Origin of the sequence: Fructobacillus parabroussonetiae, assembly GCF_018437265.1 — a bacterium.
Taxonomy (GTDB): Bacteria; Bacillota; Bacilli; order Lactobacillales; family Lactobacillaceae; genus Fructobacillus; species Fructobacillus parabroussonetiae.
This window is the reverse complement of record NZ_JAAMFL010000007.1, coordinates 49,728-70,689: the sequence shown is the minus strand read 5'-3', so window position 1 is coordinate 70,689 and position 20,962 is coordinate 49,728. Positions and strand designations below refer to the sequence as shown.

Below are 20,962 nucleotides of genomic sequence, written 5' to 3'. Positions count from 1 at the left end.
GAATAGTAAAAATTTAATTAATATGATTGGAAAAAGTTTTATGCAGGTAGCCAAAAATTATTTATACAACGCAGCGTACCAGTTGCTAAATATCATTGTCCCAATCATCACACTTCCCTATCTCGCACGTGTCTTAGGAAAAGAAGCAGTTGGAATTGCTTCCTGGACTAATTCCTTAGTAACTTATTTTCTGTTGATTGCTTCTCTTGGAATTGTGACCTATGGTTCACGTGAAATCGCATATGTTCGTAATGATGTAGAACTACGTCAAAAGAAGTTTTGGGAAATTCAGACGATTCATTTTATTGCTGGATTAGCGGCTATTGCAATGTATGTCGCCTTTATTTATGGTGGAGGCGTTCTGAATTCGCGAATTCACAATAATGAACTTTTCCTTTGGTATCAAATCTGGGTCATTTTTTCTGGAATCGTTGATATCTCATGGTATTTTATGGGATTAGAAGACTTCAAAAAAACCGTTCTACGGAATATGTTTATTAAGCTATTAATGACTGTTCTGATTTTTATTTTAGTGAAGGCTCCCAGTGACGTTGGTGCATACATTCTTTTACTGGCTATTTCTCAAGTCATTGGTAACTTATCAATGTGGTTTTACCTGATTGGTAAATTTAAATTACCAAAGTTTTCCTCACTTGAATTGAATTTACATTGGAAACCCGTATTCCTAATGTTCTTGCCGACAATTGCCACACAAATATATTTGCAGTTAAATAAGACGATGCTGCCGTTTATTACCGGATCGACGGCATCATCTGGTATCTATGATAATGCGGATAAGATTATTAAGGTTTGTTTGGCCTTGGTTACATCAGTTGGTCTGGTTATGTTGCCACGTATGTCGGCTCATTATGCTGCCGGGGAACATGATCAAATGAAAAAGGCAATTCATTCATCCATGGATTTCGTTTCTGCCATTGCGATTCCTCTTGCTGCTGGAATTGCGGCCATTGGTCCAACGGCCATGCTTTGGTTTTTGGGTCAATCATGGGGCCAGGTTGGTAGCGCCCTTGTATTATTAACCCCAATCATTATCTTTATCGGTTGGTCCAACGTTATCGGTAATCAGTTTTTGATTCCGACAAAACGATTGCACGATTATACTTGGTCGGTTACCTTTGGTGCGCTATTAAATGTAGTCCTTAATTTCTTCTTTATCTTCCTATGGGGAGTTGAAGGTGCGGCCATCGCAACGGCCTTGTCTGAACTAGCGGTTATTTTATACCAGTTGGTTGTGACTCGCGAAGATATGCCTGTAAGCAAACACTTCACTGGTATTTGGCGGTATCTTTTAGCGGCATTGGTCATGTACATTAGCGTCATTGCATATGTGGATACCCACGGCATTGGCATTATCTCGACGGCAGTAGAAGGGTTAATCGGGATTTTTGTTTATCTGATGGCTTTATGGATACTACGAGCACCAATTCTTAAGCGCGTCTTAAACCGCGGATTCTTTCGGTAAGTCAGGCTTTCTGGTATAATTAATCGTTGTGAACAAATTAAAAATATTGGAGGATGGGGCATTGAAAAAGCTCTTGTTCTATCGTCTTCCCAAACGTTTATTAGATATTGTCGTCTCATTGGTGGCTCTTGTTGTTTTCTCACCAATTTTTATAGTTATTGCGATTTGGATTAAACTTTCGAAAGGGACGTCGCATATCTTTTATAGCCAGGACCGGGTTGGCCAGGGCGGAAAACATTTTAAAATTTATAAATTTCAATCAATGGTTGACAATGCAGATGAAATTTTGCGTTCAAACCAGAACTTGTATCAGAAATTTGTCGATAACGGCTATAAGTTGCCAACGAAAGAAGATCCGCGGATTACTAAAGTTGGGGCAATCTTACGACGGACTTCATTAGATGAATTACCACAGTTTTGGAATACACTTAGAGGTAATATGTCCATTATTGGACCTCGACCAGTTGTTGAGAAAGAATTGATTGAGTATGGTAGTCAAGATCGAATTGATAAGTTTCTTTCAGCAAAGCCCGGCGTCTTTGGTTTGTGGCAAGCTTCAGGGCGTTCAAACATTGGTTACCCTGAAAGAGCACAAATTGAACTGGACTATGTCGATGAAGCCAATCTAGGCTTAGATTTTAAAATACTGTTTATGACGGTTATTGCAATTTTTAAAGGCGATGGTGCCTACTAATGGAGACTAGGAAAATGGAATTTACTTTGAAAGATTTGATGAAACGCTTCTTACGATATAGCTGGGTCATTATTTTAGCGATGGTCATTTTTGGCGCAGTGGGCTTCTTCTATGCGAAATCTGCCAAAACGAGCACGAATTTTTCAACTAGCCGCTTGGTTTTAATTGCAAAAAATAATACAGATGTGAAGGATCCGAGTTCTCGGGTTACCGCTGATAAATCATTAATTCCTACATATAAGAAATTGGCAATGGATGATGCAGTTCTAACAGTAGCTGAAGATAAATTACCATTTAAAATGACAAAAGGGGAAATTGCTTCTTCAATCACGGTTGATAATCCTTCTGATACTTTGATGCTGTCTTTTAAGGCAAGTGGGGCCGATACTTCAAAAGCAAAGACGCTTTCGAATACATACGCTGAAGCCTTTGTCGAGGAAGCACCAAAACTTTATCCAGACATGGGTCAACCAACATTGCTGTCCAAAGCGTCAGGATCCGATGTGACAACCTTTGGAATGAAAAATAAAAAGAAGTTGACGTTGTTTGGTGCTGTTATCGGTTTTGTTTTGTCATCCTTTGGAATTATGATTGTGGGAATCCAGAATAATTATTTGAAGCTGAAAAAGCAAGGGTAAGAAATAAAAATGGTGAATTTTCTTCTACCAATTACATTTTTTTCGAAAATGTATACCTATTCATTGGCTGAGCCTTTGACAATGGTTGCATTTCCTTTTTTTGTCTGTACGATTTTTTATCAATTATTTTGTCATCCTGACCGAATTAAGCGAATTATTCCTTCTAAAAAAGCTATTTTGATTTCCGCCTTTGTTTGGATTGAACAATTGGTAGTAATGCTGTATTCCTATAGTCAAGTTGGTGAGAACAAAGTGACATGGGGACTGCTTCATTCACCATTGAATTTAGCGGGTTGGACAATTGCAATTTATATCGCTTGGGCAGTTATTCGTGTTTGTGTTATGACTGAAGAAGATGAAAAGAAATTGATTAAATCTGCCTTAATTGGTTTAACAATTTACTTATTGTTAGTGATCTTTCCTCAAGTTCTTGTAACTTTTCATGTTCAAACGTTAAAGAGTTATGTGAACGGGATTGCTTCTTTGTTTGAGAGCCATTGGCAGGCTCATAGTGGGTACAATTTTTACTCTCACGGTTCGTATGTGACCACATTAAATCGTGTGAATGGCTTTGAACCCGAAGCTTCTTATCTTGCCAATCAACTTAGTGTTGTTTATTTACCGATATTGATTGCCTTAGCTGTTTCCGACTATTCACTTTGGGAATGGGCGAAGCAAAGAAATTGGCTGATTAACCTTATTTTTGCCTTTTTAGTCATGTCTGTTCTTGTTTTGGCAAGGACCTCAACTGGCATTTTTGCCGTTGTTGTTGCCTTTGCTTTGTGGTTACTATGGTCGAAAGGGAAGATACGTGCGACTGTGCTTTCAATTGCTTTTGTAAGTTTTGTTGGATTAATTCTTGCTTATGAAACGATACCAGCCATTCATAGTACTCTAAATCAGTTCCTATTCGCTAAGCAGGGGACCGATAATCGTACTGGTGGCACGATTGCTTTGGCCCTTACTTTCCTAGCACACCCTCTTTTTGGTGTTGGAACAGGATTTACCTCTTATTATATTATCCAAAACATGCCGGAAGCGTTTACTCATAATTTTGAATATGAACATGTATATTCTCAGTATGGTTTCCCCATTCTGTCTGAGTCGCTCGGATGGTTCGCATCATTTGGTTTGGTTGTCATGATTCCAGCACTATTCTTGTTGTTCAAGTTAGTTGCTCGATCATATTTAAAAACTTATCGATTGAACCAACAAAAAGTTTTGATGGTCGATCAAAAATGGGATCGAACCATGCACATTGCCTTTATCACGATGATTATAATGATTGCTTTCTCATCGATCTTCATTATTCGCATTTATCTTTGGCCTTATTTATTAATGTTTTTCTTTTATCGGGAACACCTCTTACGTGTTGAACAGGAGCTTAAGTAATGACCGTTTACGTAGCCACACACAAAAAATATGACATTCCGGATGATGGATGCTACCAACCAATTATGGTTGGGTCTGTTCTTCGAGATGAGGTTCCTGAAAATTACCTTCGTGATGATCAAGGGGATAACATTTCTGCGAAGAATCCGAACTACAATGAGCTGACGGCCATCTACTGGGCCTGGAAGCATGCCAATTCAAATGTAATTGGTCTGATGCACTACCGTCGTTATCTTGGCTCTAAAAAGTCACATGATACACGCGACCGCTTAACCAAGGCGCAGATGGAATATCTACTGCGAGACCATGATGTCATCTTGCCAAAGGCACGGAATTACTTCATCGAAAACCAACGAAATCACTACTTGCACGCTCATGCAAACGAACCATACTTCGTGATGGAAGATGTGATTAAGACGGATTTCCCGGACTTTTATCCGGCCTTTCAGAAGATGGAAAAGTCTACGAAAGCCCATCTCTTCAACATGTTTGTGATGAAGAAGGCGGTCTTTAACGACTATGCGACTTTCCTATTCGGGGTTTTGAATAAAGTCGAGGATCGGGTGGATTTATCCGTACTCGAAGGGCAGGACCTGCGGGTCTTTGGTTTTCTATCTGAGCGTCTGATGGACACTTGGCTGATGACCCGTGGTTATTCCTATACGGAAGCACCAGTTGTTTCGCTGGAGAAGACAAATTGGCTTGATAAGGGGACTCAGTTCCTGAAGCGTAAGTTCTTCCCAAATTCAAAGAAAAAGGTACATTTCTAATGGCTAATAAATTTAACACAAAAAACTATGATTACTTGATTGTTGGTGCCGGACCTTTCGGTATGACTTTTGCATACGAAGCCGCTAAGCGTGGTAAGCGTTCATTGGTTGTCGAAAAGCGGGCTTTCATCGGTGGAAACACCCACACTCACGTGGAAAACGGAATCACGGTTCACGATTTTGGGGCCCACATCTTCCACACGGACAACAAGATGGTTTGGGACTACGTTCGTCAATTCGCTGAATTCAACGGTTTCCAAAACCAAGTGATTGCCAACTACAATGGTAAGCTCTTTAACTTGCCATTCAACATGAACACCTTCTACCAAATGTGGGGGACGAAGACACCTGACGAGGCCAAGGCCAAGATTGAAGAACAAAAGGCTGCCGCTTTGAAGGAATTGGGCGACCGTCAGCCACGTAACTTGGAAGAACAAGCCATTTCATTGATTGGTACGGACATTTACAAGGCCTTGATCAAGGGTTACACGGAAAAGCAGTGGGGTCGTAAGGCAACCGAATTGCCTGCCTTCATTATCAAGCGTTTGCCCGTTCGTTTCATCTACGACAACAACTACTTTAACCACCGTTACCAAGGAATTCCTGTTGGTGGTTACACGCAAATTTTCGAACACATGGTGGAGCGTGCCGATGGTTTGATTGATGTGATGACGAACACGGACTTCTTCGAACACAAGGATGACTTCTTGGCTGAATTCCCTAAGGTTTTGTACACGGGAATGATTGACCAGTTCTTTGATTACAAGCACGGTGAACTGGAATACCGTTCATTGCGTTTTGAATCCGAAACGATTGATTCCGACAACTACCAAGGGAACGCCGTTGTCAACTACACGGATGCCGAAACACCATTTACCCGTCAAATGGAATGGCGTCACTTCGATGGTTTGGCTGACGAAGGTAAGACCATCATCACGCGTGAATATCCACAAGATTGGGACCGCACAAAGGAAGCTTACTATCCAGTTAACAACGAGAAGAACACGGAATTGTACAAGAAGTACGTCCAAGAAGCTCGTGAAAACGCCCCTGAAGTGATGTTTGGTGGTCGTTTGGGTAAGTACCGTTACTTCGACATGGATCAAGTCTTCAACGATGCCTTGAACACGGTTCGTCAAGAATTCGGTATTGATGATGACTTCAACTTTGCACATGATGAAGTGAAGTAAGATATAATAAAAAGGGCTCTAATGAGCCCGTACATAGATTTATAGGGAGAGGAAACTTATGCCAACGGAAAACAAACCAGAGGTCTTGTCACTAGTTGTACCAGTCCATAATGAGGAAGATACGATTGATATTTTTTATCAAGCTATTCAAGATGTTAAAAACCAAGTCAAGGCAGAGATTGACTTCCATTTCATCGATGATGGTTCGACTGATTCTACTCTCTCAATTTTGCGTAAATTAAGTGATAAAGATTCCCATGTTCACTACGTTTCCTTCTCCCGTAACTTCGGTAAGGAAGCGGGCTTGTATGCTGGTCTTGAACAGGCAACTGGAGACTATGTTGCCGTGATGGATGTCGATTTGCAGGACCCACCGGAACTGCTCCCCGAAATGCTAAAGGAAGTTCAGTCAGGGGACTATGATGCAGTAGGTACTCGTCGTGCCGATCGCAAGGGTGAGGCAAAGGTCCGTTCCTGGTTCTCTGCGCAATTCTACAAGTGGATGAACAAGATCTCTCAAACGCATTTAGTTGATGGGGCTCGTGATTACCGCGTAATGACTCGTCAGATGGTTAACGCTATCTTGGCTATGTCTGAAAACCAACGTTTTTCAAAGGGAATCTTTACATGGGTTGGCTTTAAAACCAAGTACATTCCCTTTGAAAACCGTGAACGTGTTGCTGGAAACACTTCCTGGTCTTTCTGGTCCTTGACCAAGTATGCCATTGAAGGAATTGTTTCCTTCTCAACGATGCCATTGACCATTGTGACATTCCTTGGAATGTTCACATTTGGAATTTCTATTCTGGCCGGAATGTTCATTGTGATTCGTGCACTGATTTCAAATACTTCAGTTGCAGGGTGGCCTTCAATGGTCACAATTATGTTATTTATTGGTGGGATTCAGATGTTGAGCCTTGGTGTGATTGGTCGTTATATTGCGGCAATTTTCATGGAAACAAAACGACGGCCAATTTACATTGCTAAAGAAGAAAAATAAGAACACAAGAAAAAGGAATTAGAGAATGTCGCGTATTAATACAAAAACGATGATACTTATTTTGACCCTGGTATCATTGCTGTCTATTTTAGTTTCAGCCATTATTCTATATCCCACAGGGCTGCCGACGGGCTCAACAAGTGCTTTTTTACCCGTATTTTTTCGTTTAGGTGCTGCAGCAGCCGTTGCGGTTTTGTCGTATAGTTTTTTTGTAAAAAAAAGTAAGTACGCAAAAGTATTCGTATTATTTCTAATCTTTCTAGCACTAATTTGTCAGCTTGTTTTCTTATTAACCTTTGCTCGTCCAGTTTATACAGATACTGGGTATGTTATGACGATGGCCGGACGATTAGTCGACGGCGTTCACGAATGGTACCAGTACTTTTACATCTATCCGAATAATGTCAATGTTGTCATCTGGTGGTCATTGCTGTTTAAGCCTTTGTCTTTGATTGGTATAACCAATTACTTTGGTATCTATCCATGGATTCAGATGCTAATGCTGGACTTGGGCATTTTCTATCTGCATCGATCGCTAAAGAAGATTAATGATCAAACTTCGAACATTTTTCTTTTAGTGACCCTATTCTATGCACCAATCTTCTTTTATGCTATTTTTCCGTACAACGATGTCGTTGCTGTATCGCTAATTATGGTGGTTATTGGCAGCTTTATTCGTTTCCAAATGGCTTTGAGAGGGAAGAATCAGATTGTTCAAGGTTTAATCATGATGCTTGCCTTAGCCTTGGCCGTATCGATTCGACAAAACTCGATTATTATTTTAATTGCGCTTTTAGCAACCATCATTTTTACTAAAAGCTTTTCGAAAAAAGCTAAAACACTGCTTGTGTTGGGTGGTGTCCTGTTCACGCTATTTGGAACGTTAGGCTTTAACCAATTGCAAAAAAATGCTGGTTTCATTAGTAAGCCAGATTTAGTAACACCCTCTGTTCGATATGTGAACATGTCTTGGAATCCGAATACGCATGGACAAATTGATGGTCCAGATTCATTCCTGTATAGTGGCCTCCCCAAAAAAGAGCGTACAGAAAAAATTAATGCTGAACTGAAACATCGAATCAAAATTTTAGGTGTAAAAGGTTCAGTGATTCATTTATGGAAAAAGATTGCCTTTATGTTTTCACTTGGTCTGTCAAATCAAGACATGGGTGGTCTTCAAGTGAAGCCGCCATTGTTGAAGTATGAATGGCAAGCTGGAGAATTGACTGAATTTTTGGGTAATATTTTCCAACCGTTTTATATCTTAGTCCTTTCTGTCTCTTCATTCTTTATTTTCTATGTGCTAAAAAATCGAGAGAAGCTAGATTCATTTGTCTTTAACACTGTCATTTTTTCTTCTTATAGTATTGTAGGTGTTTTTACTTTTCATATTTTGTTCTGGGAAGTTCGTGATCGGTATGCAATGCCAATGTTCCCATTCCTTCTGCTTTTGGCAGCAATGGGGATTAAGCTACTATCCGATAAAAGTCAAGAAAGTGTTAATCTCCCGCATGTTAAATTGATCAGCTGGAAAACAATCAGTGTGCTAAGTGGTATTTTGCTATTACTAAGTATGATTACTTCTTATTCTCATTCTCAGCAGCCTACTGGACGTGGTGGTGCTGTGTATACATCCGGATTTTCAATGTATACTGAGGGACAAAAAGAACTAGCTAATATCAAGGCACATTCACGCTATCAAACAGATTCTTTTGAGTTGGCAAGTCCTGCAAATACTCTTTACTTAAACTTTTCAAAATTAAGTAAAGCAGAGGCAAAAGATCTTAGCGTAAAGTTAATTAATAAAACGACAGGTTCTATTAAAAATCTAAAAGTTGAAAATAAAGAGATGGCTTATCTTGATTCTTATAAACCTGGTAAGTATCAATTATTAATAGTAAATAACGGTAACTTTAAATTACAAACTCCAATTTTGCAACAAGTAGAAACGAAGAATATTCAGGGACCACAGGTCTCTGAAAATGGCCGTGTAACTACTGGTTTAAATGCCATTTTCTCCTTTGCTGATAATGTTAGGACGAAATGGATAACTTTGTCAGTGTTCATTTTGTTACATGCGTTCTTCCTAATCGCATTGATTTTTGGAGTACTACGTATAAATAACTATAAAAAGAGACAATAATTGAAATGATAAATATTAAAAAGAAGTTTAAAGGAAGAATTCAGCCAATTTTTGAAAAAAAGGGATTAGTTGATTTTATATTAATTATTGGATTATCTATAATTACTGTTTTGCCAGCATTTATGGGCCATTACTATAATTCATCATCCGATGGCTTTAACCACTTAGATAGATTCGAGAATATATACGAAGCCTTCAAATCTGGACATCTGCCATCTTTGTTTAATTTTCAGTATGCTCCAAGTAATAGTGCTCCCGGAGCTGCTGTCAATGGTTTGTATCCATGGTTACCTGGACTAATTTTCATTATTCCTCGATTAATCTTTTCAACGCCTTTACAAGCATTAGCAGTAGGCTTCTTGATATTAAATGCCATAACCATGTTTAATGCACGACTATTGATGTCAAAGTTAACAAGTAACCGTTGGCTATTGTGGCTTGGAATTATTTTATATCAATTTAATAATTTCCATTTGATTGACCTATTTTCGAGATCTGATTTTGGTGAATCTTTTGCCTATGCATGGTTACCGTTGATTTTCGTCGGACTTATGGAAATCCATGATGATAAAAAATCTGGTGTTTGGCTCCTTGGTCTTGGAATGGGAATGATGGCAAATAGTCATGTTTTGACTCTTTTAATGTCATTCGTATTTATCCTAGTGTTTGAAGTAATCCGATTCCTTACAAAAAAGCTGACCTTAGATAATTTTAAGAAGTTAATTTATGCAGGGATTATCGCGATATTTGTTGGTTTTTATTCTCTTTTTAATATTGTGTTGATCTATTTGAGAGCAAAAATCGATGAACCCGCACATTATTTGATGGATGTCGATCCAATGACTTTTTTGACCTCCTTTATTCAAAATAATATGGGAGAAAAGGGATATTGGTCGTATGGACTCCCGTTACTTATTGTTCAGATTACTTTGACAGTATTGATTTTTAAATATTGGAATAAGCAACAATGGTTTGGATGGATCATTGCTGCTGATATCTTAACTATTGGAATTTTCAATTGGTGGCCTTGGTTTAAATTTATCAATACGCCATTATCCCTAATTCAATTCCTGCAAAGAGCAAACTTATTCATTGTGATGTTCTTGTGCATTGGCATTGTTCTCTATTTCAATAAGAAAAATTCATTAAATAATTTTAAAATCATTTTGCTAGAATTAGCGGTCTGCCTGTTTTCACTTGCTGGTGCATATTCAGTTCATGCTACATACTTTGGACCTGATAAGTATCATGATGCAATCACAAACGCCAACTATACAAAAATGTTAACCACACGCTATAGTTTTGGTGAATTTCTGCCTATTTCAAAAGATACAGGGAAAGTTGAACTGAAGCAGAGTAAGAACAAATCAGTTTCGGTAAAGGAAATTGGTAGAAAATCTGATTCGATTGTTTATAACGTAAAAACAACAAAGGATCAGTTTGTTTCTTTCCGGACAGTTATGTATGATGACTTTAAGTACGACATCAAATTAGATGGAAAAAAGGTTCAAAGTAAATCTATTAATCAAGTGAAGATTCTGGTTCCTGAAGGTACTCATAAAGTATCCGTTCAAGCTGAGAGTTCAAGGAATGCTTGGCAATTTACGGTCACAATTATAACAATTATGCTTGCTATTTTTATGATTGCCAAAACATATCGTCCAAATGTTGAGGAAGATTAAGGGGAAAGATAAATGTCAAATAATGTTTCCGCAGTGCTAGTCACATATAATCGTTTAGAGATGTTAAAAGAAGCGATTGAAGCTCTTCAACAACAAGTTTATCCGGTTAGCCATATCATTGTTGTGGATAACGCTAGTGAGATTGACACAAAAGATTATTTGGAATCACTTGGTGATCAGATCGAATACGTTCGTTTAGAAGAAAATCTTGGTGGCGCTGGTGGTTTCAATAAGGGTGTTCGTTACTTCATGGAAGAAACGGATGATGATTTTGTGTGGTTGATGGATGATGATACGATTGTTCATCCTGATACATTGCAGAATTTGTTAACATTTGCTGATGAGAAAAAGCAGTTTGGATTCTTAGCTTCAGATGTACGTTGGACTGATGGTCATCGAGCAAAAATGAATCAACCTGCTCCAATGAATCGCCTCCATGTGATTCCTGAAGATCAAGTTGAGCCTGTCCAGTTACAGAACGCTACTTTTGTTTCTCTATTGGTTAAGCGTTCTGTTGTCTCAGAAATTGGACTCCCTATTACGGACTTCTTTATTTGGGGTGACGATATTGAATATACTGAACGTGCAGGTCGTGTTGATCCAGGGTATTTCGTACCTTCAGCTAAGGTAACGCACAAAATGGGATCCAATGTTGGTTCTAGCCTTTTAAATGACGGACCTAATCGCACCCCACGTTATTTCTATTCCTACCGTAATAAGGCTTATTATGTTCGTAAGCGTGATTGGTATCGTAAGAACCGTGCGCGGTTACGTACATGGGCAGAATATTGGCAAATTAAGCTTTCTAAAACTGAACGTAAGAATGAAAAACTTGCGGTCATGAAAAAAGGAATGAAGGCCGGTAAAACTTTTAATCCAGTGATTGAATTTGCAGACCGAAAGTGATTTCAGACTGGGATGAATATGAGGGAAGTAGATTGAAAAAGTTAGTTATCGTTGTACCTGCATATAACGAAGAAGAATCTTTACCTAAATCATTAAGTGTATTAAGTGATGTTTTACAGCAAATGATTGATGCGAAGAAGATTGATTCAGAAAGTAAATTACTTGTTGTTAACGATGGATCCAAAGATAAAACTTGGTCTATTGTTGTGGATGCTTCGAAGAAGAATCCTCTTATTTCTGGCATCAATTTTAGCCGAAATTTTGGTCATCAAAATGCTGTTATTGGTGGTTTGACTGCTGCTCGTCCTTATGGCGATGTTTTCATTACCATTGATGCTGATTTACAGGATGATGTAAATGCAATACCGAAAATGATTGATCAGTACTTGAATGGTTATGATGTTGTTTATGGAGTACGTAGTGCGCGAGCAACTGATACGCGATTCAAGCGATGGACGGCTGAAGCCTTCTATAAGTTGATGAATAAAATTGGTGTCGAAATGATACCTGATGCGGCCGATTTTCGATTAACTTCTGGTCGTGTTGTTGATGAATTGCTTCAATATAAGGAACGTAATCTTTTTTTGAGAGGAATAGTGCCTAAGATTGGCTTTCCAAGTACCAAAGTATTTTACGCTCGGAAGGAACGAGAATTAGGTGAATCAAAATACCCACTTCGTAAAATGCTTGCTTTAGCATGGAATGGAATTACTTCATTTTCTGTTGCACCCATGCACTTTGTCTTAACACTTGGAATTTTTACCACACTTATATCGTTTGGTATGATGGTTTACTCAGCCATTCAATATTTTATGGGTCACGTAATCGCAGGGTGGTCATCAATTATGGTGTCTATATGGTTCTTAGGTGGAATTCAGTTAATTGGAATATCTGTTATTGGAGAGTACCTTGGTAAAGTATTTAATGAAACAAAAGGACGTCCAAGGTTCATTATTCAAGATAACTTAATGGACGATCAAAATTAGATGATTTTATTAAGGATTATTATAAATTATGGTTTTTAAAAAATATAATTTTTTCCAAAAAGACCTTTTCAATGTTTTATTTATTTTTTTAATTGTGAGTGTTCTTTTTAGTTATAATGTTATTTCTAAAACAATGACTTGGAGGACAGATGCATACTTCCATTTGAGTAGAATATATGATATGACGAATTCTATTCAACATTTTGAATTTCCTCTTTTAGTTAATGTCAACTCATTTGCTAATGTTGGGCAAGCTTTAAATGGTTTATACCCAAATTTTAGCCTATTGCCATTTATATGGATTACTTCAATATTTACTCCAATTGTTCAATATGGGTTGATTAATCTTTTGTTCGTCCTTTTAGGAAGCATACTTAATTATTTTAGTTTTCAAAAAATTGGTGCATCTAAGATTCAAGCCTTAACTGGAGTTATTGTAGTTCTTGGCTTAATTGACACACATAATTTCGGATCATTTAATCTTCAAGGATCATGGAGTAGCTATTTTACACTACCAATTGTTGTTTTATCGATGCAGAAATTGTATAAGAAAGTATATATATATATCCTGCCACTTGCAATGGCTGTTGCATTTACAGTTAATATCCATATTTTAAGTGCAGTATTTCTGATTATATTTATTTTATGTTATTTTTTATATTTAATTTTTGTTTCAAATAATAGATTATTACTTTTTGGAAACTTTCTTTCTGCAGGTATTATTTCAATTATTTTGTCTTTACCAACGTTGGCTTCGTTATTATTATTCTCAAAAGATCAATTATCAGTGCCTATACCTGTTTCTTTAGGACAGCAGACTGTTAGTATCGAGAGTATGATAAATTCATTAAGCAATCCAATAATTTCTAATTATTCGACGGCTTCAGTTCCACTGCAAGGGATTATGCTCTTATTTGATATAGTGATTTTCTTTCAATGGAGTAAGTTTACAAAAATTGGTAAACAATTAATTATCTCGATGTTTATAGTACAGATAATCATTTCTCCAATTTTTCCTTGGCAGTTATTTGATACAACGCCCTTACAGAATTTACAGTTTCCAGCTCGATTGGTTCCGTTTGTATTAGCCGTTTTTATAACAGTAATTTTCACGCAACGTAAACTAAATAATTCTGTGTTTCTGTTGAGTTTTGTTTTCATGGGACTTTTTTTTGCAACGACATATCAAACTAATGACAAAATAGTTAAAACAAATATGCCTCTGTTAGCTACCAATGAAGGCCAATATAGATTGAGCGATCTTAATCGGAATTTCTCAACCACTATTTCTAACCAAACACTCAATAATCCTAATTTTTATACACTTTCAAAAGCCCCCGAATATAGTCCAGAGTATAAAATTGATAAAAAGAATTTTTATAGTATTTGGGGATCAATCATTAGACACAGGGTGTTTAATAACGAAGAAAGTGTACATGGTGTAAAATTGATTCCTCATAAAAATGCTATTACTTATGAATTTCAGTCAGCAATATCAGGAACTTTTGATCTTCCATTTTGGAAATACAAAAATATGAAGTACAGTGTCATTGATGATAAACAGAGACATCTTCCGGTCAAATTATCAAAAAGGGGAACAGTGCAGGTCCAATCTGCCCATTCAGTTTCTGAACTTACTATTGTAGTAAAGAATCCGAATTGGTATAACTATTTTGTGATTCTTTCGTTATTTTCCTGGATAGTGGCTATTGTCTTGACAGTCATCACTTTTAAAATGAAGGGCTTACATTTTTCCTTAAATAAATTTAAAAATTCTTATTAAAAAAATAATTTAAAATCAAGTAAAAATTCAAAATTTTTTCAAATGAGATATTAGTAAATTCTATTGAAAATTTTTTGAATTTTTTTACTAATGTCCCTAATTAAAATTTAAAAAATTTCTTGTTCAGTTGCAACTTATTGAGAATTATAAAAAATGAAACAAAAAATAATAAAAGTTTTCTGCCTTTTAATTTTGGTTAGTATTATATTCAACTTAATTAGGTTGAATATACAACAAAAATCAGTCCGAAATACTGATATAACGAAGAAAGTGGGAAAAGTTACTCACTTTAATCGACTAAGTATGAATAACATTCCTGAATTATTGTCAAATAAAAAGTATCTTGCACCGACCATCGATCATGAATCTTTGCAAAAGGATATTCCTGGTGCGAAGGTGTATGATGCAACGACCGGACAGAAGGTTCGGATGGATGTTTGGGATTCTTGGCCAGTGACAGATCCAGATGGTGTTGTAGCTAATTACCATGGGTATCGTTTGGTTGTTGGTTTGACGGCAAAAAATGGACGTTATTCTGGTGCCCCGACTAAGATGGGCTTGTTTATGCAGAAAAATGATGCGAAGCAAGATGATTTAAGCACCTGGCAATTTGTTGGCTATGTCTTTAATTCGAAACTAGAGGGTGTTTCTGACCAAGATTATGACCAGTATTTGCAGAATAGCCGTGGTGAATGGTCAGGTTCGACCGTGATGATGAACCCTAAGGATAATACGCTGCGCTTCTTTTATGCTAATGCCTATGTTTTAAATGGTGTTTCGGCACAGGTGTTAACAACCGCTCAAATTACGGTTAACCCAATGGATGGTAAAAAATGGTCAAGTGGTTTAACAATCGATCATACTAAGACAACGGACCGGAAAACAGTCTTTTCAGGTGACGGTGAAATTTATCAGACTGCTAGTCAGGGTGAAGGCAAGGGGAAGTACTTCAGCGATGATTTGACTCTGCGTGATCCACATTTCGTTCGTGATGGCGACAAGTATTACCTTGCATTCGAAGGAAACACTGGTCCTAAGTACAATTACCAAGGAAAGAACAACTTTACGAATAAAAGTTATTATGGTTCTTCCTCATACTTTGAAAAGGAATCAAAGCGTTTAACGTCTAATCCAAATTCTTCTGAGTATGAAAAAACATACTTTGCCAATGGGGCAATTGGAAAACTCGAGTTGAATAAGGACTTTTCTGTTAAAAAGGTTATGCAGCCCATGGTTACCGGGAATGCGACAAACGATGAACTAGAACGGATTAATCTGTTTAAGCATGCTGGTCGCTGGTATGTCTTTACATCTACTTGGGGATTCCATATGGCGACTGATAATGAAGCGATTACGAAGAATTCATACTTGCTTGGTTTCAGCTCTAAGGATGGTATTAACGGTACTTATGAGCCTCTGAATGGGAATGGTCTTGTAATTGCTGGCCAAGGTGAAGGAGCGAATCCGAAGAGTTTCACCTACTCTTACTTGGTCCTGCCTAATGGTGATAATAAAAATAATCGTTTTGTTGTGACTTCCTTTGAAAAGAATAGTACCTTCGCACCAAGTTATTTGCTGAAGATTGATGGTGATAAAACCACCATGATTAATAATAAGGTACTTGGACAGGGTGTCCTGACGGATAATAAAAAGTATTTCTCTGCTCACCCACAGAAGTTGGCGGATTAAATCAAGAACTAATTGTTTCTTATGCCCTCATCGGGTATGCTAGTGAATGTATCTTAATTTGATGAGGACTATCATGAAGAATTTAATTGATTTGTATAAGAAGTATGAAGAGACCATTTTGTATCTCTTCTTTGGGGGAGCAACTTTTGTTGTTTCCGTTGTGACTTATTCGCTCTTTTCGGCAGTGATGCATTGGGATTATAGTTTGGCCTATGTGGCTTCCTGGTTCTTGGCTGTGCTCTTTGCCTATTTGACCAACCGAATCTGGGTGTTTAAGTCAGAGGTTCGTGACTTTGCTGGACTCTTCCGGGAGATTTGGCAGTTCTACTTGGCTCGAATTGTGACGGGCGTTATTGGTTGGTTGATTCTGGCCTTCGGTGTGCAGATTTTGCACCAAAACGATTTGATTTGGAACGGCATTCAAAACATTTTTGTGATTGTGTCGAACTATGCCTTGAGTAAGCTTTTTATCTTTAAGAAGCTGGAAGGCGAATAAGAGGAAATGGTAACCTGCGGGTTATCATTTTTATTTATGGAAATTTTGGGAAAAGTTTGAAAAAGTTATCGATATCTCATTGCAATCTTAGTGAAATAATTATAATATAGGCAGTGAAAAGAGCGGGGATGCAATGTCTCCAATCAATACCCATTTTTTAGGAGATCGACCAGTGTGATTAAGCAGAATAAATTACTGGTAACAATTATCGCAACGGCGATATTGGGAGCGGGCGCTGTGGCGGTCGCAAGCAAAAATTTGAGCGATCAGAACGACCGGAGCAAGACCTCTTCTTCGAGTACGGCGCTGCCAACAACGAAGGATACGTCCTGGAAGGATAACGCTGTCAATGAGAATGGTGGGACCGCTAGTGCTACTTCAGGGGCTGCTTCGAGTTCTAGTGACTCGTCCTCTGGTGCAAAGGGCAGTCAGTCAGCAGGGAATGGTTCGTCATCGAGCAGTAGCCAGTCCAATACGCTGACTGAAGACGACTTCCGTTCAAGTGACGACTTGGCTTATCGGATGATTGCCTTGTATGGCATGCTGAATGGTGATGCTTCCTGGAAGGCTTTGCAGTCGGCTAAGGGTATCACGATGACGCGTCAGTCGGATTCTGTGCCGACTTTTGCAGTGACGGCGACGAGTGGTGGCAATACGACTGCCTACTACCGCTATGCGATGACGAGTAATGACACGGAGGCGCAGAAGAAGCCGCTTTCCTTTAGTAAGAGCGATGCCAGTCAGTACCGGGCGTCGATTGCTGACGTGTTGACTTGTGTGAACGCTAACGGCGGTCGGGCAACGATTCAAAAGATGAACTTTAAGTTAGTTAGTTAATGATAAGAAAGGGACCAATCAGACGATTGGTCCCTTTTTGTATAAGATCGATTAGCGCTATTGTAGCGGTGATTTGAACCTGCTATGATGACGGTAGAAAATTCAAATAAAAGGAGAAAACCATGACCACAGAAATTCAAGTTGAGTTAGATAGCCGAGATAAAGTGTCTTTTGAACGGCTCTGTCAGCGGCTGGGAATGACGGCCCAGGATGCCATGCAAAACTTCGTCATTAAGACCTTGGATGTTGGGAAAATGCCCTTTCAGGTTGAAGAGCCCAATGAACGGTTGAAGAAAGCCTTGGCGAGTCGTGATTACGTGACTTTTGAGAATCCTGAAGATTTTTTGGAGTACTTATACAATGACGAAGATGAATGACTATCAGTTTCAAGCGCGTTCTGTTAATGGCTTTAAAAAACAATTTCGGAAGATGATGAAGGGCGGACGATATAAGAAAAGTGATTTTGAACGAATTAACGAAATTCTTCTTCGAGGGTTACCCATTCCTGAATCGTATGAAGACCACCAGTTGACAAATCGTGAAACAGACCGGGCCTTGCATATTAAACTCGATTGGGTTTTGGTGTACCGCTATAACGGTGATTATGTAGAATTCATTGAAACCGGTAGTCACACCAATCTTTTTTAAGGCAAACAAAAACCCCCTCGACCCGGTTAGGTGAGGGGGTTATTCATTTAATCTGAATTACTTTACGTACTTAGCCAAACGTGACTTTTGACGTGAAGCCTTGTTCTTCTTGATCAAGCCCTTTGAGTAGGCGCGATCGATAGCAGAAGAAACTTGCTTGTACAATTCAGCAGTATCGTCTGAACCGGCCTTAGCAGCCTTGACGAAGCGCTTAACGGCAGTGCGGTAAGCGGAACGCTGTGGTTCGTTGCGATCGTGTTGCTTCTTAGTCAAGCGTACGCGTTGAATAGATGATTCAATAATCGGCATATGTCTGTCTCCTTAAATTTGATGCTGGTTTTTGAAAAGCAGTAGCTTAACGACGCAAACCTAAGCGCTTGATCAATTCACGGTAACGAGGAACATCCGTACCACGGAGGTAACGGAGCAAGTTACGACGACGACCGATCTTCTTCAAAAGACCACGTTGTGAGTGAAAATCATGCTTGTGCATTTCCATGTGGGCGTTCAATTCGTTGATGTCGGCAGTCAAAACTGCAACTTGAACTTCCACTGAACCAGTATCGCCTTCATGGCGGGCATATTCTTTCATGATTTCGTTCTTACGTTCTTGTGTAAGGGCCATAATCATTTCCACCTTTCTATAATGTCGCCAAAGTCTGAGAAAAACGACGGTGAGACGTTAATCTAAGAATTTGGTCAGTTGTTTTGACAACAGTCTTAATTATACGGACTTTTCCTAGAAAATCAAGGGGCAGAAAGGTCCGTTTAATGGTAAAATAGAACAGTAATTAATCTTGAAAGGAAAGCCGTGGTAGCGCCCTTGGGGCCTGCCATGCAGGTGAATACATGGCAACATCAATTTCCAAAGAAGAAGTCGCCCACGTCGCCGACTTGGCCAAGTTGACTTTTGAAGAAGAGGAACTGAACGCCTTCACAAGTCAGCTCCAAGACATCGTTTCTCTCGTCGACAAGATGGCCGAAGTCGATACGACCGGAGTTGAACCAACTTATTCCGTAACCCAAAACGTCAACCACTTACGCGAAGACAAGGCGGATAACTGGCACGAAAAGAAGGCCTTGCTGAAGCAGGCGCCGGAAGAAGCCGCGGACCTAATTAAGGTACCGGCCATTTTGCAGGGAGGGGAAGAAGCCTAATGACTTATAACTACTTCGAACACTCACTGGAAGACATTCACGCCGCCTTGCAGGCCGGTGACATTACGGCCACGCAACTGACGGAAGACACGCTTGAAAACATCAAGCAGTCGGATGGCGAATTGGAAGCCTTTGTGCGCCTGCACGAAGAAGCCGCCATGGAAGCCGCCCGGATTGCCGATGAAGAGGGCGACTTTGACAACCTCTTGGCCGGTATTCCGATGGCCATCAAGGACAACATTGCCACTGAAGGCCTGGAAACGACTGGGGCTTCAAAGATTTTGGCCGGTTTTAAGCCCGTTTACGATGCCACGGTTACCAAAAAGTTGAAGGGCGCCGGGGCGGTCATCGTTGGAAAGGCCAACATGGATGAGTTTGCCATGGGTGGTTCTTCTGAAACGTCCGCTTACAAGCAGACAAAAAACGCCTGGGACCTTTCCCGCGTGCCCGGTGGTTCATCGGGTGGTTCGGCCGCCGCAGTGGCTGCTGGTCAGGTGGCCTATTCCCTTGGTTCCGATACCGGTGGGTCGATTCGTCAGCCAGCCGCCTTTAATGGTTTGGCCGGCATGAAGCCAACCTATGGTCGCGTGTCTCGTTTTGGTCTCTTTGCCATGGCTTCTTCGTTGGACCAAATTGGTCCCTTGACTCGTACGGTGCGTGACAATGCTCTGGTGTTGAACGCCATTGCCGGTTTTGATGACCGAGACTCGACCTCTGCCGAAGTGGCCGTGCCGGACTTTACCGAGAAAATGGGCCAGTCCATTCAGGGGATGAAAGTCGCCGTGCCAAAGGAATACTTCGAAGAGGGAATCTCTGCTGAAGTTAAGGCCCAAGTCAACGCGGCCATCGCACAGTTGGAGGCCTTGGGTGCCGAAGTTTCCGAGGTATCCTTGCCACACACGCAATACGGTGTGGCCGCTTACTACGTGCTGATGTCATCCGAAGCTTCTTCAAACTTGCAGCGTTATGACGGCATTCGTTATGGCTACCGCGCTCCGGAAGCCAAGAGCCTGGAAGAAGTTTACAAGGAAACACGTTCCGAAGGCTTCGGTGCCGAAGTTAAGCGACGGATTATGTTGGGAACTTATTCACTTTCCGCTGGTGCTTATGACGCCTTCTTTAAGAAGGCCGCGCAGATTCGTACTTTGATCATTGAGGACTTTAACAAAGTCTTTGAAGAATACGATTTGATTGTGGCGCCAACGACGCCAACCCAGGCCTACAAGATGGGTGCTGAAATTGACGATCCAAAGGCCATGTACATGGGCGATGTCTTGACGATTCCAGTCAACCTGGCTGGTTTGCCCGCCATGTCGGTTAACGCCGGCTTTAACGGTGGCTTGCCAATCGGTTTGCAGATCATTGGAAAGGCCTTTGACGAGCAGACGATTTACCAGTTGGCCTACGCCTTTGAACAGGAAAACAACTTTACTGACAACATCCCCGCAATCGGGGCGGATTTCTAAG

21 protein-coding genes are annotated in these 20,962 nt (G+C 39.7%); 19 read left to right on the top strand and 2 right to left on the bottom strand.

What is annotated here, in order from left to right:
• Positions 1-40 precede the first annotated feature (40 nt).
• The 17 genes from G6R30_RS04625 to G6R30_RS04545 all read left to right on the top strand — a co-directional run bounded on the left by G6R30_RS04625 (position 41) and on the right by G6R30_RS04545 (position 18,337).
• Positions 41-1,483 (top strand): flippase, encoded by a 1,443-nt coding sequence (locus G6R30_RS04625; protein ID WP_213821943.1) that lies wholly within the window; start codon positions 41-43, stop codon positions 1,481-1,483.
• Between the two features lie 61 nt (positions 1,484-1,544).
• A complete protein-coding gene (locus G6R30_RS04620) occupies positions 1,545-2,177 on the top strand; it encodes a sugar transferase (RefSeq protein WP_213821934.1) in 633 nt (210 codons plus the stop codon).
• A gap of 26 nt (positions 2,178-2,203) precedes the next feature.
• Positions 2,204-2,815, top strand: a complete 612-nt coding sequence (locus G6R30_RS04615; RefSeq protein WP_213821932.1) for a YveK family protein — start codon at positions 2,204-2,206, stop codon at positions 2,813-2,815.
• A gap of 9 nt (positions 2,816-2,824) precedes the next feature.
• Positions 2,825-4,207, top strand: coding sequence for an O-antigen ligase family protein (locus G6R30_RS04610; protein ID WP_213821930.1), 1,383 nt, complete (start codon positions 2,825-2,827; stop codon positions 4,205-4,207).
• On the top strand, positions 4,207-4,977 hold the full coding sequence (locus G6R30_RS04605) for a DUF4422 domain-containing protein (RefSeq protein WP_213821928.1): 771 nt from the start codon (positions 4,207-4,209) through the stop codon (positions 4,975-4,977). Before G6R30_RS04610 ends, G6R30_RS04605 begins: the two co-directional genes overlap by 1 nt.
• Positions 4,977-6,167: a UDP-galactopyranose mutase gene (glf, locus tag G6R30_RS04600; RefSeq protein ID WP_213792358.1), complete on the top strand. Its 1,191-nt coding sequence runs from the start codon at positions 4,977-4,979 to the stop codon at positions 6,165-6,167. Before G6R30_RS04605 ends, glf begins: the two co-directional genes overlap by 1 nt.
• 58 nt (positions 6,168-6,225) lie before the next feature.
• A complete protein-coding gene (locus tag G6R30_RS04595; RefSeq protein ID WP_213821926.1) occupies positions 6,226-7,167 on the top strand; it encodes a glycosyltransferase family 2 protein in 942 nt (313 codons plus the stop codon).
• Positions 7,168-7,192: 25 nt separating this feature from the next.
• Positions 7,193-9,310 carry a hypothetical protein gene (locus G6R30_RS04590; protein WP_213821925.1) on the top strand — a complete coding sequence of 706 codons (2,118 nt, stop codon included), beginning with the start codon at positions 7,193-7,195 and terminating at the stop codon, positions 9,308-9,310.
• A gap of 5 nt (positions 9,311-9,315) precedes the next feature.
• Positions 9,316-10,992 (top strand): glycosyltransferase family protein, encoded by a 1,677-nt coding sequence (locus G6R30_RS04585; RefSeq protein WP_213821923.1) that lies wholly within the window; start codon positions 9,316-9,318, stop codon positions 10,990-10,992.
• Between the two features lie 12 nt (positions 10,993-11,004).
• Positions 11,005-11,898: a glycosyltransferase family 2 protein gene (locus G6R30_RS04580; protein WP_213821921.1), complete on the top strand. Its 894-nt coding sequence runs from the start codon at positions 11,005-11,007 to the stop codon at positions 11,896-11,898.
• A 32-nt stretch (positions 11,899-11,930) separates the two neighbouring features.
• On the top strand, positions 11,931-12,884 hold the full coding sequence (locus G6R30_RS04575; RefSeq protein ID WP_213821919.1) for a glycosyltransferase family 2 protein: 954 nt from the start codon (positions 11,931-11,933) through the stop codon (positions 12,882-12,884).
• Positions 12,885-12,912: 28 nt separating this feature from the next.
• The gene (locus G6R30_RS04570) at positions 12,913-14,667 is read left to right on the top strand and encodes a hypothetical protein (RefSeq protein ID WP_213821917.1); all 1,755 of its coding nucleotides are present in this window, start codon (positions 12,913-12,915) and stop codon (positions 14,665-14,667) included.
• A gap of 303 nt (positions 14,668-14,970) precedes the next feature.
• Positions 14,971-16,356 carry a glycoside hydrolase family 68 protein gene (locus tag G6R30_RS04565; protein WP_213821915.1) on the top strand — a complete coding sequence of 462 codons (1,386 nt, stop codon included), beginning with the start codon at positions 14,971-14,973 and terminating at the stop codon, positions 16,354-16,356.
• A gap of 73 nt (positions 16,357-16,429) precedes the next feature.
• A complete protein-coding gene (locus G6R30_RS04560; protein WP_213821913.1) occupies positions 16,430-16,852 on the top strand; it encodes a GtrA family protein in 423 nt (140 codons plus the stop codon).
• Between the two features lie 174 nt (positions 16,853-17,026).
• Positions 17,027-17,689, top strand: coding sequence for a hypothetical protein (locus G6R30_RS04555; protein WP_213821911.1), 663 nt, complete (start codon positions 17,027-17,029; stop codon positions 17,687-17,689).
• Positions 17,690-17,811: 122 nt separating this feature from the next.
• Positions 17,812-18,066: a type II toxin-antitoxin system antitoxin, RelB/DinJ family gene (locus G6R30_RS04550; RefSeq protein WP_213821909.1), complete on the top strand. Its 255-nt coding sequence runs from the start codon at positions 17,812-17,814 to the stop codon at positions 18,064-18,066.
• On the top strand, positions 18,050-18,337 hold the full coding sequence (locus G6R30_RS04545; RefSeq protein WP_213821907.1) for a type II toxin-antitoxin system YafQ family toxin: 288 nt from the start codon (positions 18,050-18,052) through the stop codon (positions 18,335-18,337). The genes G6R30_RS04550 and G6R30_RS04545 overlap by 17 nt, the downstream gene beginning before the upstream one ends.
• Before the next feature lie 57 nt (positions 18,338-18,394).
• Here G6R30_RS04545 and rpsT read toward each other — a convergent pair whose 3' ends face one another.
• Together rpsT and rpsO are read right to left on the bottom strand one after the other, a co-directional pair.
• Entirely contained in the window at positions 18,395-18,646 is a 252-nt protein-coding gene (gene rpsT, locus G6R30_RS04540; RefSeq protein WP_213792373.1) for a 30S ribosomal protein S20, read from the bottom strand.
• A gap of 46 nt (positions 18,647-18,692) precedes the next feature.
• The gene (gene rpsO, locus G6R30_RS04535; protein ID WP_091501309.1) at positions 18,693-18,962 is read right to left on the bottom strand and encodes a 30S ribosomal protein S15; all 270 of its coding nucleotides are present in this window, start codon (positions 18,960-18,962) and stop codon (positions 18,693-18,695) included.
• A gap of 224 nt (positions 18,963-19,186) precedes the next feature.
• Between rpsO and gatC the strand changes: the two genes are divergently transcribed.
• The gene (gene gatC / locus G6R30_RS04530) at positions 19,187-19,495 is read left to right on the top strand and encodes an Asp-tRNA(Asn)/Glu-tRNA(Gln) amidotransferase subunit GatC (protein ID WP_213821905.1); all 309 of its coding nucleotides are present in this window, start codon (positions 19,187-19,189) and stop codon (positions 19,493-19,495) included.
• A complete protein-coding gene (gatA, locus tag G6R30_RS04525) occupies positions 19,495-20,961 on the top strand; it encodes an Asp-tRNA(Asn)/Glu-tRNA(Gln) amidotransferase subunit GatA (protein WP_213821903.1) in 1,467 nt (488 codons plus the stop codon). Before gatC ends, gatA begins: the two co-directional genes overlap by 1 nt.
• Position 20,962: the final 1 nt, after the last annotated feature.

Bases quoted from the DNA above. Each gene is read 5' to 3' on its own strand.
- G6R30_RS04625 (WP_213821943.1), top strand. From the start codon at position 41: ATGCAGGTAGCCAAAAATTATTTATACAACGCAGCGTACCAGTTGCTA.
- G6R30_RS04610 (WP_213821930.1), top strand. From the start codon at position 2,825: ATGGTGAATTTTCTTCTACCAATTACATTTTTTTCGAAAATGTATACC.
- G6R30_RS04605 (WP_213821928.1), top strand. From the start codon at position 4,207: ATGACCGTTTACGTAGCCACACACAAAAAATATGACATTCCGGATGAT.
- glf (WP_213792358.1), top strand. From the start codon at position 4,977: ATGGCTAATAAATTTAACACAAAAAACTATGATTACTTGATTGTTGGT.
- G6R30_RS04595 (WP_213821926.1), top strand. From the start codon at position 6,226: ATGCCAACGGAAAACAAACCAGAGGTCTTGTCACTAGTTGTACCAGTC.
- G6R30_RS04590 (WP_213821925.1), top strand. From the start codon at position 7,193: ATGTCGCGTATTAATACAAAAACGATGATACTTATTTTGACCCTGGTA.
- G6R30_RS04585 (WP_213821923.1), top strand. From the start codon at position 9,316: ATGATAAATATTAAAAAGAAGTTTAAAGGAAGAATTCAGCCAATTTTT.
- G6R30_RS04580 (WP_213821921.1), top strand. From the start codon at position 11,005: ATGTCAAATAATGTTTCCGCAGTGCTAGTCACATATAATCGTTTAGAG.
- G6R30_RS04570 (WP_213821917.1), top strand. From the start codon at position 12,913: ATGGTTTTTAAAAAATATAATTTTTTCCAAAAAGACCTTTTCAATGTT.
- G6R30_RS04565 (WP_213821915.1), top strand. From the start codon at position 14,971: ATGAATAACATTCCTGAATTATTGTCAAATAAAAAGTATCTTGCACCG.
- G6R30_RS04560 (WP_213821913.1), top strand. From the start codon at position 16,430: ATGAAGAATTTAATTGATTTGTATAAGAAGTATGAAGAGACCATTTTG.
- G6R30_RS04550 (WP_213821909.1), top strand. From the start codon at position 17,812: ATGACCACAGAAATTCAAGTTGAGTTAGATAGCCGAGATAAAGTGTCT.
- G6R30_RS04545 (WP_213821907.1), top strand. From the start codon at position 18,050: ATGACGAAGATGAATGACTATCAGTTTCAAGCGCGTTCTGTTAATGGC.
- rpsT (WP_213792373.1), bottom strand. From the start codon at position 18,646: ATGCCGATTATTGAATCATCTATTCAACGCGTACGCTTGACTAAGAAG.
- rpsO (WP_091501309.1), bottom strand. From the start codon at position 18,962: ATGGCCCTTACACAAGAACGTAAGAACGAAATCATGAAAGAATATGCC.
- gatC (WP_213821905.1), top strand. From the start codon at position 19,187: ATGGCAACATCAATTTCCAAAGAAGAAGTCGCCCACGTCGCCGACTTG.
- gatA (WP_213821903.1), top strand. From the start codon at position 19,495: ATGACTTATAACTACTTCGAACACTCACTGGAAGACATTCACGCCGCC.